Here is a 14,530-nt window from a genome sequence, read left to right as displayed (position 1 = left end):
ATCCGGGGCGTTTCCATACACAGCCCTGCTTATACTCTATGTACTTCGTTTCCCTGCACCATCAGATCCGACTGGACGTCAACCTGCCGGCCCTGGCCCCCCTGGATGAACGTTCCAGGGATCTCTTGCACAATGCGGCCGGGGTGCTCATGCCCAAATACTTCTCCCCTATCCGCTATCGCCAGATTCAGGATCTGGCCCCAAACCACTTCCCCAGGCTGGGCCCCAGGTATCTGTACCGGGGCAAGGCCAGCCAGATCCGGCTTTTTCGGCAGCTCGAGCTGCCCCATCCCCGGACCCGTATCTACGACACACCGGCCCAGGCCCTGCACGCCTGCCGCAGAAACGGACTGCCCTTTACCCCCTGCGTGCTCAAAGGGGACAAGGGCGGGGGCGGTTCCGCCGTCTTTCCCGTATCCTCCCTGGCTGATCTTGATCCCTGTCTGTGCTCTCTTCCCAGCCAGGAGCCGGTCCTCCTCCAGGAATGGGTAGACAACGAGGGCATGGACCTCCGGGTGGTCATCATCGGAGAAATGACCGAGAGCTACTTCCGGATGGGCCACGGCCAGTTTTACAACAATGTGGCCAAGGGGGGACGGATCGACCATCATATCCGGCCTGACAAGCAGGACTTGGGTCGGCGCATGGGCCGCCATCTGTGCACAAAAGCCGGCATCGACGTCGCCGGACTGGATCTTATGTTCCCCCCTTCCGGACCTCCTCTGTTCATTGAGATCAATTTCCTTTTCGGCCGCAAGGGCATCGGGGGGCGCACGGGCTACGACCGTCTTTTCCACCAGGCAGTTCAATCCTGGATGCAGAGCTGTCAAAGTCAAGGATACAGGAAAAAACATCCGAATGAATGACGTATATACAAACAGCAGGACACGCGGTATACCTATGGTGAACCTGAACCGAGCCATCTTCGTCCCCAGCCCTGGCCCTTTCCGGCCGCTAAGCAAAGGGGAACCCGCTCCTGCTATATCCTGGCCCCCGCGCGGGCCTACGGAATCGATCATGAGCTCGGCAGCCTGACTCCGGGCAAGCCCGCGGTCTGCATTGTCCTGGATCAGGATATATACGCCATCGCCCTCCGGGACATCAAACACACCCGGGTGGAGATGACCATATTCGATGGAACGGTGGTCTACGACCGGGAGGGCCGGACATGAACGCTCAGGATTTTATCACCTTGGAAGAGTCGTACGGGGCGCACAACTACAAGCCCCTGGATGTTGTCCTGTCCAAAGGCCGCGGGGTCTGGGTCTGGGATGTGGACGGCGCCAAGTACATGGATTGTCTGGCCGCCTACTCCGCAGTAAACCAGGGACACTGCCATCCCCGGATCCTGCAGGCCATGACCGAGCAGGCCCAAAAACTGACCCTGACCTCCAGGGCCTTCCGCAACGATCAGCTGGGCCTGTTCTACAAAGAGATCTGCGAGCTGACCAATTCTCACAAGGTCCTGCCCATGAACACCGGGGCAGAGGCGGTGGAATCGGTGATCAAGACCGTGCGCAAGTGGGGCTACGAGGTCAAGGGCGTCCCGGACAACCAGGCCGAGATTATCGTCTGCGACAACAACTTCCACGGCCGGACCATCTCCATTGTCGGCTTCAGCTCGGACCATAAGGCCAAAACCGGCTTTGGTCCATTTCCTCCCGGGTTCACTTCCATCCCCTTCGGCGACGTCCAGGCCCTGGAGCGGGCCATCACCCCGAACACGGTTGCTTTTCTGGTCGAACCCATCCAGGGCGAGGCTGGGGTGATCATCCCTCCGGACGGATATCTGCGAGAGGCTCAAAAAATCTGCAGGCAGAACAACGTGGTCCTCATCCTGGACGAGATCCAGACCGGCCTGGGCCGGACCGGAAAGCTCCTGGCCGAGGAGCACGATGGAATCGAAGCCGATTTGACCCTGGTGGGCAAGGCCCTGTCCGGAGGCTTCTACCCGGTCTCGGCCGTGCTCTCCAACTCGGAAGTCATGGGCACTCTCCGCCCCGGGGAGCACGGATCCACCTTCGGCGGCAATCCCCTGGCCTGCGCGGTAGCCAGGGAGGCCCTCAAGGTCCTGGTCCAGGAAGGCATGATCGACAACGCGGCCCGGATGGGGCAGCGTTTTCTGGACGGCCTGAAGACCCTGACCAACCCATTGATCAAGGAAATCCGGGGCAGGGGGCTGATGATCGGCCTTGAGTTTTTGCCCCAAGCCGGTCCGGCCCGGCCCTTGTGCATCCAGCTCAAGAAAAAGGGCCTGTTGTGCAAGGATACCCACGGACAGACCATCCGCTTTGCTCCCCCCTTGGTCATCACCCCGGATGAGGTGGACTGGGCTGTGGAGACCATCAAGGAGGTCGTGGACGGCTAGCGCCGGCCCGGGCAATGACAAAGAAACAATGTGTACGTTCACCCTCTCCCTGGAGTGCTGAGTGACCTGACACCAGGAGAACATGTGTATGCTCGACCTGAAATCCAAAGCAAAGGAACTCGGTCCGGATATCATCGGCTACCGCCGGGATCTGCACCGCATTCCCGAATCCGGGCTGGCTGAACACAAGACATCCGCATATGTGGCTTTGCAGCTCCGCAAAATCGGCCTTGAAGTGCACACCGGTATCGCCGGGACCGGGGTCAAGGCCGTGCTGCGCACCGGCCGCCCCGGTCCCACTCTGATGTACAGGGCGGACATGGACGGCCTGCCCATACAGGAACAGACCGGACTGGACTGGGCCTCCACCCACCCGGGCATGATGCATGCCTGCGGCCACGACGCACACATGGCCATGGCCCTGGGCACAGCTGCCCTGGTGACCTCCATTGCGGATCAGCTGCGGGGGAACATGGTCTTCGTCTTTCAGCCGGCTGAAGAAGGGCCGGGAGGGGCCCACACCATGATTCAGGAGGGAGTGCTGGAAAACCCCAAGGTGGACGAGGCCTTCGGCTTCCATCTGTGGCCCGATCTGGACCACGGGTGTATCGGGATCAGATCCGGCCCGCTCATGGCGGCAATGAGCAGGTTTCAGATCACCATCCGGGGCAAGGGCGGGCATGCTGCCATGCCCCACAAGTGCGTGGATCCTGTGGACACAGGGGTTCAGGTGATCAACGCCCTGCAGCGGCTGGTCAGCGGGAAAATTTCTCCTTTACATCCGGCCGTTCTCACAGTAGCCAGTTTCCAGGCCGGATCCACCTTCAACGTTGTTCCGGATCAGGCCCAGCTGGCAGGGACTACCCGGACCTTTGACCGGGAGACCTGGAGTGCTTGGGCCGAGCGCATTGAACAGGTTGTATCCGGAGTCTGCACCTCCATGGGAGCAGCCTACTCCCTGGACTTTCACTCCGGATTCGCTCCTCTGGTCAACGACAGCGGGGCAGCAGAACGCATGCGCCGGGCAGCAGCCCAGGTTGTCTCCCGGGAAAGGATTCAGGTTCCGGAGCGAACCATGGGCGGTGAAGACATGAGCTTCTTCCTGGACAAGGTCCCCGGCTGCTATGTCTTTTTGGGCATCGGGGACCAGAGAAAGGCCGCACTGCACAGCCCGGATTTCGACTTCGACGAATCCATCCTCCCCCTCGGGGTGGAGCTGGCTGCCGGCTATGCCCTGCTGGCCCTGGGCAGAACGCAATAGAAGGAAGTATATGGCAGGCAACGCAACAGACACATCCCTTGACGAGTTTTGGCGCATCAAGCTGACCGAGGTGCAGAAGTCTCTGCAAGCCAGGAACTTCGGGGCGCATATCGCGGAAAACGCGGATCAGACCAGAGAGCTGGTACTCAGTGAGATCCTGCCCAGCATCGAGTTCACCAGCATGTCCTGGGGGGACTCGATGACCCTGGCCGCCACCCGCTTGATCCAGGAGATACCCGCTCGGCATGATGTCCAGCTGATTCAGACCTTTGAGGCCGATGTTCCCCGCCCGGAGATCATTGAGCGCCGACGGCAGGCCTTGCTGGTCGATCTCTTCCTGACCGGGACCAATGCCCTGACTGAAGACGGTCGGCTGATCAATCTGGATATGGTCGGCAATCGGGTCTCCGGGATCACTTTTGGCCCCAGACATGTGATCATCTGCGTAGGGCGGAACAAGATCGTTCCCGGGCTGCATGCCGGCATGGCCCGGATCAAGCATCTGTCGGCACCGGCCAATGCCCTTCGCCACGGGTTCAAGACCCCCTGCGCAACGACCGGAAAGTGCCATGAATGCTCCAGTCCCCAACGGGTATGCAACACCTGGACCATAACCGAATGCTCCTTCCCCGCCCAGCGGATCCAGGTGGTACTCATCAATCAGGATTTGGGACTGTAACAGTCAACATCCGTCCCTGCCCGGGCGGACGGATGCTCGCCAAGGACGCCCGCATGCTGTTTCCCAACCTGACCGTCATCCTCTGCCGGCCCAAGCTCTCAGAAAATATAGGTTCCGTGGCCCGGGTCTGCGCCAACATGGGCTGCCCCAACCTGAGCCTGGCTGCTCCAGGATCCTACAGCCCCCAGGCCGGGCGCAGCCTGGCCACTGCCCAGGGAAAGGGCATCCTGGAACACATGCAGATCCATCCCGACGTGCACTCCGCCCTGGCCCCGATGCACCGGGTCTACGCAACCACGGCTAGGACCGGAGGATGGAGAAAGCGCGTCCTTCTTCCGGGACAGGCCGCGGATCGAATCACCAACGAGCTGGAAAGCGGCCTGCGGGTAGCCCTGCTCTTCGGACCGGAGGACATGGGCCTGGCCAATGCGGAGATCGAACAATGCAGCGAGCTGGTATCCATCCCCACCGACCCCGGGGCGTGGTCCCTCAACCTCTCCCATGCAGTCCTCATCCTGCTCTATGAGTGCCTGCAGCGCAGGCCGGCCGGACTCAAGCGCCGTTTGCCCCTGGATAGGGAAGAAGCGACCACCCAGGCCGAGCTGCGCCTGCTCTTTGACACCATGCAGGATACCCTGCAAAGTATCGATTTTCTGCACGAGCAGAATGCGGACTACTTTATGATGCCCCTGCGCCGCTTTTTGGGACGACTGCACCTCAAGCGCTACGAATACAACCTGCTCATGGGCATCTGCCGCCAGGTGCAGTGGTTGGCAAACCGCAGGCCGTAGGTCCTTCTTTCTAACCCCCATGCCTGCCAAGGCGCAGGCACGCTTTCGCTAGCCAAGCATACAAACGATTTCGATTCCGATACCGACTGGAAGCGGTTACCCAATCGGATCCTGATAACGCTTAAGGATCACTGGCGCGAAGAATGAGCGTCCAGTGCATCCGTTTGTTGGGATTTTCTTTTTTCAGGATCGAAATCGATATCGGGATCGATATCCATAAGCTGAGGGTTCCTGCTGCACAGAATGACATATTCTTTCGATTTCGATAGCGATCCCGATTTCGATTTGGATTAGCCCAACAAAACAGGAAAATGGCGGCCCGCTGACAGACGACAGAGGATAGACGACAGATGACAGAAGAATCAATTGGTGGGAGGCTCTAGCTTGGCTCATCCTTAACATCAATCGACTTTTTGCAGTTCCGCCCCTCTTGTCGTTCTGAAGGAGCGCAGCGACTGAAGAATTTCATTCCCAACCCAAACAGGAAAAGTGATTATGCCTGACCTCAATCTTGTATCCACAGCCGTCACAGCGGCTCTGGACGCCGGAAAGAAGATCCTGGAGATCTATCAAACAGATTTCTCTGTAGAACACAAAGAGGACACGTCTCCGTTGACCAAAGCCGACCAGGCCGGACACGAGATCATCTCCCGGCACCTGGACCAGACCTCCATCCCGGTCCTCAGCGAAGAAGGAACAAGCGCAGCCTTTGAGCAGAGGAAAACCTGGGATCGGCTGTGGATTGTCGATCCCCTGGACGGAACCAAGGAGTTCATCAAGCGCAACGGGGAGTTTACGGTGAACATCGCCCTGGTGCAGGATCAGACCCCTGTGCTGGGCGTGATCTTCGTCCCGGCCACGAACACCTTGTATCTGGGCAGCCCCGAGCTTGGCGCCCGGCGTTGTGGCACCCCTCCCCAGGTTTTGGATCTTGAGCTGGACGCTGTTTTGCAATCCTCGGCTCAGCTCCCTGAGGGCGACAAGCGGTCCGGTCCGTTCACCATCGTCGGCAGCCGCTCCCACCCCAGTCCAGAGTTGGAGGCCTATGTCCAGGACAAGGAACGGGAGCTGGGCGAGGTCCAGTTCGTCTCCGCCGGGAGCTCCCTCAAGTTCTGTCTCATGGCCGAAAGGCAGGCGGACGTCTATCCCCGCCTGGGTCCGACCATGGAGTGGGACACCGCCGCAGGCCAGGCCATAGCCCTGGCAGCCGGATGCAGGGTTCGGGTCTGGGATACTGACCAGCCCTTGATCTACAATAAAGAGGATCTGCACAATCCATGGTTTGTGGTCGAAAGCTACGCATGACAGACCAATCAAAGCAGGGCATTCCATGACTGATTCCAAAGTTCTGGCCTGGATCCTGCTGATCCTGGTCATCGGCGCCGTTGTCTTCAGTGTGGTCAGCATGTTTTACGGCCGACTGGAGCAGGCCATGCTCTTTACTCCCCTGCTCTTTGTCCTGTACATCTTTGGCCTGGGCGTACGAAAAAAAACAGATATCAGCCCCACGGACGAAGAAGACGAAGATCAGGATGAGGCAGACCCCTCGCATAAGAAATAAAGCTGGACACACCCCTGTACGCTTGCGGCCGGGATATTACGAATGAGGATACTGTATGCAGACCTTTACCGAATGCATCCCCTGTTTTGAACGCCAAATCGAAAAACTGGCCGCCATGATAGCCGGCGAGGATCACCAGCTGCAGCAGCAGATTCAGACCCAATGCCGGGACATCATCCATGCCACCGATACCAATCACCCGCCCCCGGAGCTGGCCGCCCGGATTTATGCCCAAGCAGCTGAAATCAGCGGCCAAAACGACTTTTTTGCCCAGCATAAACACACGGCCAACACCCAAGTCCTGAACCTCCTGCCGGTGTTGAAGAAACAGATCCAGACCAGTCCGGATCCTCTTCTGACCGCCCTGCGTTTCTCGTTGATCGCCAATTATATAGATGTGGGAGTCGATGGGGAGTTCGACTGGGAAGCGGCTCTGAACCAAGAAAAGGCCCAGGAAAGAATGCAAGGCTACACCACATTGCGCCAGCTTCTGGAATCCGTACGGACCAGGATCATGATTCTGGGCGACAACGCCGGGGAGATCGGCATGGATACTCTCCTGGTCAAAGAGCTGCAGAAGCTGGGGGCAGAGGTGAGTTATGTGGTCCGGGGGGCGCCCATCCTCAACGATGCAACCCTGGAGGACGCCCGATTTGTGGGCATGGACCGCCTGTGCCGGGTGATCTCTTCAGGCGTGGACAGCCCGGGTACAATCCTTTCCAGGTGTGATCCAGAGTTCCTGGAAGAGCTGTATGCCACCCAGATCGTCATCAGCAAGGGCCAGGGCAATTTCGAAGCCCTGCACGGCCGTCTGCCGGGCGTTTTTTTCGCCCTCAAGGTCAAATGTCCGGTAGTTGCCGGATTGACCGGTTTTCCAGTCCGGACGTCAGTTTTTGATCAGCTCAGGACTTACTAACCACACATGCTTGCCAAGGCGCAGGCACGCTTGCGCTAACGAAGCATGAAAACGATTTCGATACCGACTGGGAGTGGTTACCCAATCGGATCCTGATAACTATGAACAGTTTTTTATACAAAACCCGCCCAGACTTTCTGGCCCGGCCTTTGTCAGCTGTGCGCGGACGACTTCCCCCGCATGGACTCGATATCCACGGCCCAGACCCGGACTGAGTCCAGCTTCTCCCTGGGCATGACCCAGGACTTACCGGAGTAATGGTTCATGATTTGATTCAAGCCGCCCACCTTCTCATCCTCAGTATGCAGCTCCCTAATTCGGCCGCTGCCCACCACACTGGTGTAGATCATACTCCAGGCGCAGGGCTTGTCCGAATCCGCGATCACCCGGGCATTGTCCTCGAACTCAAAGCAAACCTGCGGGTTGGCTTCAAAGAACTCAATCTTCCGGCCTGTTGTTCCGGTATGGATGTACAGTGCATGACCGTCGAATCCGAAACAGACCGGAACGATATAGGGCTCGTTCTCCCTGGCCAATCCCAAACGGCATACACCGCACCGCCGGATGACGGCCTTTATTTCCTCAGACTCTTCTATGTACCGATCATCACGGCCCATGTGCCACTCCTCCTTATGATACCCAAAAACAGATTCCGGAACAGACTGGAGATTTTTGGAGTTTGAGCATGTATGCAGATGCGTCTACTCCACCCCATACTTGCGCATCTTGGCGTGCAGGGTCTTGCGGTGAATGCCCAAGGCCTCGGCTGTGTGCATCCGGCTCCAGCGATTGGACTGTAATGCCTGCTCAATAAATTGCTTTTCAAAAGCCTCTGTGGCCTGCTTCAAGTCCATATCCTGCTGAAAGAGCAAATCCTGACCTGCATCATGACCAATCCCAGGGCTCTGCTCCTGCCAGGCATTTGAATGATCCAGGAATTCAGGATCAAAACGGCCCATGGTCAAGGTCCTTTTGATCACGCTTTGCAGTTCACGCACATTGCCCGGCCAGCTGTAATGGTGCAGGGTCTCCACCACCCTGGCCGGCAGGGGGTCGCTCTGCTCCTGTCCGGTTATGGAGGAGACAAAGTGCTCGATGAGCAGAGGCAGATCCTCTTTTCGTTCCCGCAGTGGGGGAAGTGGGATAGGGATAACATGAATCCGGTAAAAGAAGTCCTGGCGGATATGCCCCTGGCGGACCAGATCCTGCAGATCCCTGTTTGTAGCGGCCACAATGCGCACATCCGAGGAGTTGGTGGTTACCCCGCCCAAGGGCAGATACCCATTGCCGTCCATGACCCGCAGAAGCTTGACCTGCATGCTCAATGGTATCTCGCCCACCTCGTCCAAAAACAGGGTGCCCTGGTCGGCCACATCCATGTATCCCGGCTTGTGCTTGTCCGCGCCGGTAAACGCCCCTTTCTTGTATCCAAAGAATTCGCTTTCAATGATGTTCTCATGGATCGCCCCGCAGTTAACCGGCAAAAATGTATTTTTGGCCCTGGGACTCAGGTCGTGTATAGTCTGGGCCACAAGCTCTTTGCCCGTCCCCGCCTCGCCGTAAATGAGGACATAGTCGTCCGATGCAGCCGCCTTAAGGATCAGATCGTAGACCTCCTGCATAGCCTGACTCTTGCCCAGGATCCGCCCCAGCCGAAACCTGGATCCATCCATGCTCTGCAGGCTGAGACTGGCTTTTTTCAGCTTTTTCTCCCGCTCAATGAGATCGCTTTCCGCTTCCTTGAGCTCGGTAATGTCCGTGAGCAGACACTGGACTCTGGACACTGCTCCCCCGGAATTCAGGATGGGAGAGAGCACCGCACGATACCAGCGGTCGTCAATGCTGCTGTGGAACTCACGCTTCATGAAGTCTTCCCGGCCCAGGATCTCGTGCCTGCACCCCGGACAGGGCTTCTCCTTGTTATACAGGGCCTTGTAGCACAGCTCACCTCTTGGGTCCCGGCCCAATCGGTTGATCAGCCGCTTGTTGATATACTCGATACGATAGGAAGTATCCCGAACGTAGATAAAGCCTTCAAAATTATCCAGCAGGACATTGAGCTGTGATTCTTTCTGGGACAAAATGTCCTGGGCCTGGGTGGCCTGGCTGATATCCATGAACGAGGCTACACTCATGGTGCTGTTTTCCACCATGCCCACCTTCATCAGCACATTCATATGCCGGCCCTGCTTATCCTCAACGGTGCACTGGTACACGGACGGGGCCTTGCCTGGAACTGTCCGCCTCCACACGTGGTAGTTCTGCATCCGTTGCTTGTCCTTTGCGGCCACGAAATCCGACCACTTCATCCGACCCACGATTTCCTGCTTGGAATATCCGGTCAAATTGGTGAAGGTCTCATTGACAAAGGACACGGTTTCATTGTTTTCAATCAGAATGGTCCCAGTCCCGGTATTCTCCAGGACCGCCCTGTACTTGGCCTCGGTACGCTGGATGACTTCCTCGGCATGTTCATGATCGGCCTGGGTCCTCAGGCTTTGAATCCCGTAGGCGATGTCCGCGGACAACTCCAGAAGCACTTCCTCAACCACAGGATCAAACCCCTGATTCACATCCGTATAAACGGTCAAAACGCCGAGCATCTCCTGCTGCAGACGCAAAGGTATGCTCAAGACAGCCCCAAAGCCATACTCCATGGCCAGTTCCTTCCACTTGGAAAAGGCCATGCTGGACATGCGGGGGATATCGTGGACCAGAAAAGGCTCGCCTGTTTCCACAGCCCGCAGGCTGGGGCCCATATGTCGATTGCCCACCGGATCAAGCAGGAGACATTGCCGCACAAAATCTTTGTCTGTGCCCTGTCCATGACAGGCCACCAGTTCCAGAGGCCCGGGATCGGGCTCCAGGTTATACCCCGCCCAGGCCATTCTGTAGCCCCCGGTGCGAACAATGAGCTCGCACAGCTCCTGCAGGAATCCCTCCTCACTCTGGGCCCTGAACAGGCATTTTTTGAACTGGCGCAGGATTTGAATGGTCTGCTTATAGATTTCCAGATCGGCCATGCCGCTGCGTGCGTGATCCTCAATATACATAGAGAGTTCCAGGCAATGGTTCGAAAGCTTTTTTCCCTTTGGCTGAGCGCATCCTAGTACACTTTATCCTCAGGATACAAGCCGTGCGATTCACAAGAAAGACGCTGAACAACAAAAGCCCGGACTCAGTCATCGGGCTGAGGTCCGGGCTCTATCACGATCATGCCGTTCTGTCCTGAATCAGGGCAAGAAGACCCGCTCCGGGTCAATCCGGGTATACAGCAGCTGGACGTCGTCCCTGGTCGGGGCCTTGGTCTCCCCGCTGACCCGATCCACATTCAGCACAAACCCGCACTTTGCCTGCACATCCTGAACCGTGAATCCGGGATGGACGGTATCCAGGTACATCTCCCCCTGTTCGTCAAAGCGAAAGACTGCCATGTCCGTGATCACGGCCGTTGGTCCCCCCCGATAAGCCCGGTTGTAGACTTCCTGCTTGTGCCGAATCTCCCCTTCCGGCCACTTGGGGATCCGCCAGCCCGGGGAGGTGATGAAGTCCACCTGCTCCTTGAACCGCCGTTTTTCCTGGACCATGATGAACACGGTCTTTTTGGCCAAACCGTTGATGTCCGGGTTGCCCCCACCCCCGGTCAGACGCTTTTCCGGAACCACTCCGTACCTTCCGATCCCGGTTGTGTTCACATTCCCGTATCTGTCGATCTCCGCCCCGCCCAGAAAGGCCAGGTCCACCCATCCCCGTTGCAGCTGATGAAAGACATCGAACAATCCGGAAGCAACCGAGGCGTTCTCAATGCACCGGGCATCGCCCACCGAGGTGGGGATGGAGCAGGGACAGCCGTCAATACTTCCAGCTTCGTAGATGCAGACCGATTTCGGGGCCGTGCTCAGCTGAGCCAGGCTCATGGCCAGCATGGGCAACCCGGTTCCGGCAAACACGATATCACCGTCCGCAACCTCCCTGGCCGCGGCCACCGCCAGCATATCGATGGGCTGGTATTCGCCCGGACTCAAAGCCGACGCACCGCTGCCTGAACCGCTCTTTTCCTTATACATCAGGCTTTCCCCCTTTTGATCTGTGTGGAATGCTTTTCCGCCGGATTGGCTTTGAGCACTTTCAGATGCGGCACTCCCAGCTTATGCAGATAACCGTCGAAATCAGAGACCGAAAGGATCCATTCATCCACCCAGGCCTCCAGGCCTTCCTGAGTCCGGGTTTTTTTGTAGATATCCTGGATAAATCGTCCGTCCGGCTCGTACAGGCCGTAGCATCCGGTGGGATGGGCACCCCAGGGGCATTCCACAATGGCGTCCACCATGTAGTGGGGGATCAGATTCCGATCCGGATCGCGACGGATGTAATCCTCTGAGACCACGTGTTCGGCCAGCACCAGCACATTGTCCGCGGCCTTGATGGCCTCCTCGTCGCTGAAGCGCTGGCCCTGGAGGCGCAGAGTCCCCTCGCTGCCCACCTCCTGGGTGAACACAATGCACCAGTCCGGGTTGCAGGCCGGGACGTGCACCAGCTCGCTGTCAAAGAAAGGATCCTTGACCAGCTCGTACTTCTTTTTGGGGATCTTGGGATAGGAACCCTCCCGGTAACCCAGCTTGCCCAGATGGTCGTACTCCGGATTGAGGTGGTCCGTACCCAGGCCGGCATAGGTCGGATAGTAGGGCAGGCCCATGGCTCCGGCGGCCATACGGCACAAGAGCTGCATATGGGTGTAGTCCTCGATGATCACCTCCCCGGCCTCGGCCTTGCGGGCCAGGTTGCCCCCCAGCTTGCCGTAGAGCTCATGCCCGATCCAGCACGACTCCCATATCTTCACACACCCGGCCCCGATGAGCAGGTCGCTGTGTGTCCCCCCCTGAACTTCCACCAGATGCAGGTCTTTTTTGCCCTGCCTGATCATCTCATAGATTGCGGCCATGGGCCTGCGCCAGATGGTAAATCCGGAAAAGGTGAGCAAATCCCCGTCCCGGATCATGGCGACAGCCTCGGACAGGTCCATGCGCTGTGCTTTCTTTTTCTCCATTGACCTCTCCTTACTTCTTACCTTTCTTCTTGTCCCCGATCACGTCATTGGCAATAACCACCTTCTGGACCTGGGAGGTCCCCTCATAGATGGTCAGCACCCTGGCGTCCCGGTACAGGCGTTCCACCGGGAACTCCTTGGTGTATCCGTATCCGCCGTGGATCTGGATGGCCTGTCCGGTGACCCGGTTGGCCATCTCCGAGGCATGCAGCTTGGCCATGGAGGCTTCCTTGCTGCATTTCTGACCGTTGTCCTTCTTGGCCGCGGCGTTTAACACCAACAGTCGGGCGGCTTCTACGTCTGTGGCCATATCTGCGATCATCCAGCGCAGGCCCTGGTTCTTGGCGATGGGCTTGCCGAACTGCACCCGCTGCTTGGAGTACTCCACTGCCTGATCCAGGGCGGCCTGGCCCACACCCAGGGACAAGGCGGCGATGCCGATCCGCCCGTCGTCCAGGCCGGACATGGCCACTACAAAGCCCTGGCCTTCCTTGCCCAGGAGGTGATCAGCCGGAACCCGGCAGTTGTTGAACAATAGGTCCGTGGTGTCTGATGCGCACTGGCCCATCTTGTCCTCCAAACGGCCGGTGGAAAAGCCTTCCATGTCCTTGGTGACCAGAAAGGCGGAGATCCCTTTGTGACCGGCTTCAGGATCGGTCTTGGCCAGAACGATGAACAGCTCTGAGGTGGCCCCGCCGGTGATCCATCGCTTGGTCCCGTTTAAGATATAATGGTCGCCGTCCCGGACAGCCGTGGTCTCCATTCCGGCCGGGTCCGAGCCAGCCTCGGGCTCGGACAGGGCAAAGGAGCAGACAAACTCTCCCTGGGCCATGGGCACCAGATATTTCTGCTTTTGTTCTTCTGTGCCGAACCGGAGCAGGCTCCCGCAGCATATAGAGTCGTGCACAGACATGATCACGGCCGTGGAGGCACAGGCATAGGCCACCTCGCTCATGGCCAGGGCATAGGACACTGTATCCATGTCCTCGCCCCCGTACTCTTCCGGAACCAGCATACCCAGAAGGCCGAGCTCGCCCATCTTTTTCAGGCTATCCGCCGGATATTCGTGTTTTTGGTCCCGCTCCGCCGCCATGGGCATGAGGTCCTTGCGGGCAAACTCCCGGGCCATTTTCTGGATCATGAGTTGTTCTTTGCTCAGCTGCATGGAAAATATATCTCCTTACACTTTTTGGATGAAAAACTGTTATGAGTTAATGGTTGTAGGATAATCCAAATCGAAATCGGGATTGCTATCGAAATCGAAAGAATATGTTATTCGGTGCAGCAGGAACCCTCAATTTTTGGATATCGATCCCGATCCCGATAGCGATTTCGATCCTGAAAAAAGCAAATCCCAACAAACGGGGCGGATGCACTGGACGCTTATTCTTCGCGCCAGTGATCCTTTGTCTTATCAGGACCCTAATGGGTAACCACTCCCAATCGGTATCGGTATCGAAATCGAAATCGAAATCGTTTGTATGCTTGGCTAGCGCGAGCGTGCCTGCGCCTTGGCCAATATGCGGGTTAGTACTCGTAGATTCCCTTGCCGCTCTTCCGGCCCAGCCAGCCGGCGTTGACATAGGACTTGAGCAGGGGGCAGGGCCGGTACTTGGGATCACCGTAGCCGTCCTGCAGGACCTCCAGGATGGACAGGACCGTGTCCAGCCCGATCAGGTCGGCCAGGGCCAGCGGACCCATGGGGTGGTTCATCCCCAGCTTCATGATCTGGTCGATCCCCTCGGCCGCGGCCACACCCTCGTACAGCTCCCACAGGGCCTCGTTGAGCATGACCATCAGCACCCGGTTGGACACGAACCCGGGCACGTCCCGGCAGGCCACCGGGGTCTTGCCCATGGACTCGGCCACGGACCGGACCGTGGCCGTGACCTCTTCCGAGGTGGCCA

At 58.0% G+C, this 14,530-nt stretch carries 15 protein-coding genes; 9 read left to right on the top strand and 6 right to left on the bottom strand.

From position 1 onward, the window contains the following. Positions 1-38 precede the first annotated feature (38 nt). The 9 genes from N902_RS18720 (at position 39) to N902_RS0108015 (ending at position 7,576) form a co-directional block, all read left to right on the top strand. On the top strand, positions 39-866 hold the full coding sequence (locus N902_RS18720; protein WP_051564440.1) for an ATP-grasp domain-containing protein: 828 nt from the start codon (positions 39-41) through the stop codon (positions 864-866). Positions 867-869: 3 nt separating this feature from the next. Continuing rightward, complete coding sequence (locus N902_RS20625) at positions 870-1,172, top strand: amidohydrolase family protein (protein WP_153304175.1); 303 nt, start codon at positions 870-872, stop codon at positions 1,170-1,172. Further along, entirely contained in the window at positions 1,169-2,368 is a 1,200-nt protein-coding gene (gene rocD / locus N902_RS0108050) for an ornithine--oxo-acid transaminase (RefSeq protein WP_027370522.1), read from the top strand. The genes N902_RS20625 and rocD overlap by 4 nt, the downstream gene beginning before the upstream one ends. An 88-nt stretch (positions 2,369-2,456) precedes the next feature. Then, positions 2,457-3,629, top strand: coding sequence for a M20 metallopeptidase family protein (locus N902_RS0108045; RefSeq protein ID WP_027370521.1), 1,173 nt, complete (start codon positions 2,457-2,459; stop codon positions 3,627-3,629). 10 nt (positions 3,630-3,639) lie between these two features. Beyond that, positions 3,640-4,308, top strand: a complete 669-nt coding sequence (locus N902_RS0108040; protein WP_034622285.1) for a lactate utilization protein — start codon at positions 3,640-3,642, stop codon at positions 4,306-4,308. A gap of 53 nt (positions 4,309-4,361) precedes the next feature. Continuing rightward, positions 4,362-5,099, top strand: coding sequence for an RNA methyltransferase (locus N902_RS0108035; protein ID WP_034622284.1), 738 nt, complete (start codon positions 4,362-4,364; stop codon positions 5,097-5,099). Between the two features lie 495 nt (positions 5,100-5,594). After that, a complete protein-coding gene (cysQ, locus tag N902_RS0108025) occupies positions 5,595-6,404 on the top strand; it encodes a 3'(2'),5'-bisphosphate nucleotidase CysQ (protein WP_027370518.1) in 810 nt (269 codons plus the stop codon). A 25-nt stretch (positions 6,405-6,429) separates the two neighbouring features. Next, on the top strand, positions 6,430-6,660 hold the full coding sequence (locus N902_RS0108020; protein WP_027370517.1) for a hypothetical protein: 231 nt from the start codon (positions 6,430-6,432) through the stop codon (positions 6,658-6,660). Positions 6,661-6,715: 55 nt separating this feature from the next. Further along, entirely contained in the window at positions 6,716-7,576 is an 861-nt protein-coding gene (locus N902_RS0108015; protein WP_027370516.1) for a damage-control phosphatase ARMT1 family protein, read from the top strand. 152 nt (positions 7,577-7,728) lie between these two features. Here N902_RS0108015 and N902_RS0108010 read toward each other — a convergent pair whose 3' ends face one another. From N902_RS0108010 to N902_RS0107985, 6 genes are all read right to left on the bottom strand, one after another. Continuing rightward, positions 7,729-8,193 (bottom strand): pyridoxamine 5'-phosphate oxidase family protein, encoded by a 465-nt coding sequence (locus tag N902_RS0108010; protein ID WP_027370515.1) that lies wholly within the window; start codon positions 8,191-8,193, stop codon positions 7,729-7,731. A gap of 84 nt (positions 8,194-8,277) precedes the next feature. Then, positions 8,278-10,629 carry a sigma-54-dependent Fis family transcriptional regulator gene (locus N902_RS18715; RefSeq protein ID WP_051564439.1) on the bottom strand — a complete coding sequence of 784 codons (2,352 nt, stop codon included), beginning with the start codon at positions 10,627-10,629 and terminating at the stop codon, positions 8,278-8,280. Positions 10,630-10,809: 180 nt separating this feature from the next. Next, on the bottom strand, positions 10,810-11,643 hold the full coding sequence (locus N902_RS0108000) for a CoA-transferase subunit beta (protein ID WP_051564438.1): 834 nt from the start codon (positions 11,641-11,643) through the stop codon (positions 10,810-10,812). Continuing rightward, complete coding sequence (locus N902_RS0107995) at positions 11,643-12,623, bottom strand: CoA transferase subunit A (protein WP_027370513.1); 981 nt, start codon at positions 12,621-12,623, stop codon at positions 11,643-11,645. The genes N902_RS0108000 and N902_RS0107995 overlap by 1 nt, the downstream gene beginning before the upstream one ends. 10 nt (positions 12,624-12,633) lie before the next feature. Further along, positions 12,634-13,788, bottom strand: coding sequence for an acyl-CoA dehydrogenase (locus N902_RS0107990; protein ID WP_034622281.1), 1,155 nt, complete (start codon positions 13,786-13,788; stop codon positions 12,634-12,636). 362 nt (positions 13,789-14,150) lie between these two features. Beyond that, positions 14,151-14,530 (bottom strand): 3-hydroxyacyl-CoA dehydrogenase family protein (locus N902_RS0107985; RefSeq protein ID WP_027370511.1); only part of this gene is annotated, 380 nt, incomplete at its 5' end.

Origin of the sequence: Desulfovermiculus halophilus DSM 18834 (genome assembly GCF_000620765.1) — a bacterium.
Lineage (GTDB): Bacteria > Desulfobacterota > Desulfovibrionia > Desulfovibrionales > Desulfothermaceae > Desulfovermiculus > Desulfovermiculus halophilus.
The sequence above is the reverse complement of the archived record's forward strand: the minus strand, read 5'-3'. Positions and strand labels throughout refer to the sequence as shown.

Coding starts and splice junctions, on each gene's coding strand:
- N902_RS18720 (WP_051564440.1), top strand. CDS start 39: ATGTACTTCGTTTCCCTGCACCATCAGATCCGACTGGACGTCAACCTG.
- rocD (WP_027370522.1), top strand. CDS start 1,169: ATGAACGCTCAGGATTTTATCACCTTGGAAGAGTCGTACGGGGCGCAC.
- N902_RS0108045 (WP_027370521.1), top strand. CDS start 2,457: ATGCTCGACCTGAAATCCAAAGCAAAGGAACTCGGTCCGGATATCATC.
- N902_RS0108040 (WP_034622285.1), top strand. CDS start 3,640: ATGGCAGGCAACGCAACAGACACATCCCTTGACGAGTTTTGGCGCATC.
- N902_RS0108035 (WP_034622284.1), top strand. CDS start 4,362: ATGCTGTTTCCCAACCTGACCGTCATCCTCTGCCGGCCCAAGCTCTCA.
- cysQ (WP_027370518.1), top strand. CDS start 5,595: ATGCCTGACCTCAATCTTGTATCCACAGCCGTCACAGCGGCTCTGGAC.
- N902_RS0108020 (WP_027370517.1), top strand. CDS start 6,430: ATGACTGATTCCAAAGTTCTGGCCTGGATCCTGCTGATCCTGGTCATC.
- N902_RS0108015 (WP_027370516.1), top strand. CDS start 6,716: ATGCAGACCTTTACCGAATGCATCCCCTGTTTTGAACGCCAAATCGAA.
- N902_RS0108010 (WP_027370515.1), bottom strand. CDS start 8,193: ATGGGCCGTGATGATCGGTACATAGAAGAGTCTGAGGAAATAAAGGCC.
- N902_RS18715 (WP_051564439.1), bottom strand. CDS start 10,629: ATGTATATTGAGGATCACGCACGCAGCGGCATGGCCGATCTGGAAATC.
- N902_RS0108000 (WP_051564438.1), bottom strand. CDS start 11,643: ATGTATAAGGAAAAGAGCGGTTCAGGCAGCGGTGCGTCGGCTTTGAGT.
- N902_RS0107995 (WP_027370513.1), bottom strand. CDS start 12,623: ATGGAGAAAAAGAAAGCACAGCGCATGGACCTGTCCGAGGCTGTCGCC.
- N902_RS0107990 (WP_034622281.1), bottom strand. CDS start 13,788: ATGCAGCTGAGCAAAGAACAACTCATGATCCAGAAAATGGCCCGGGAG.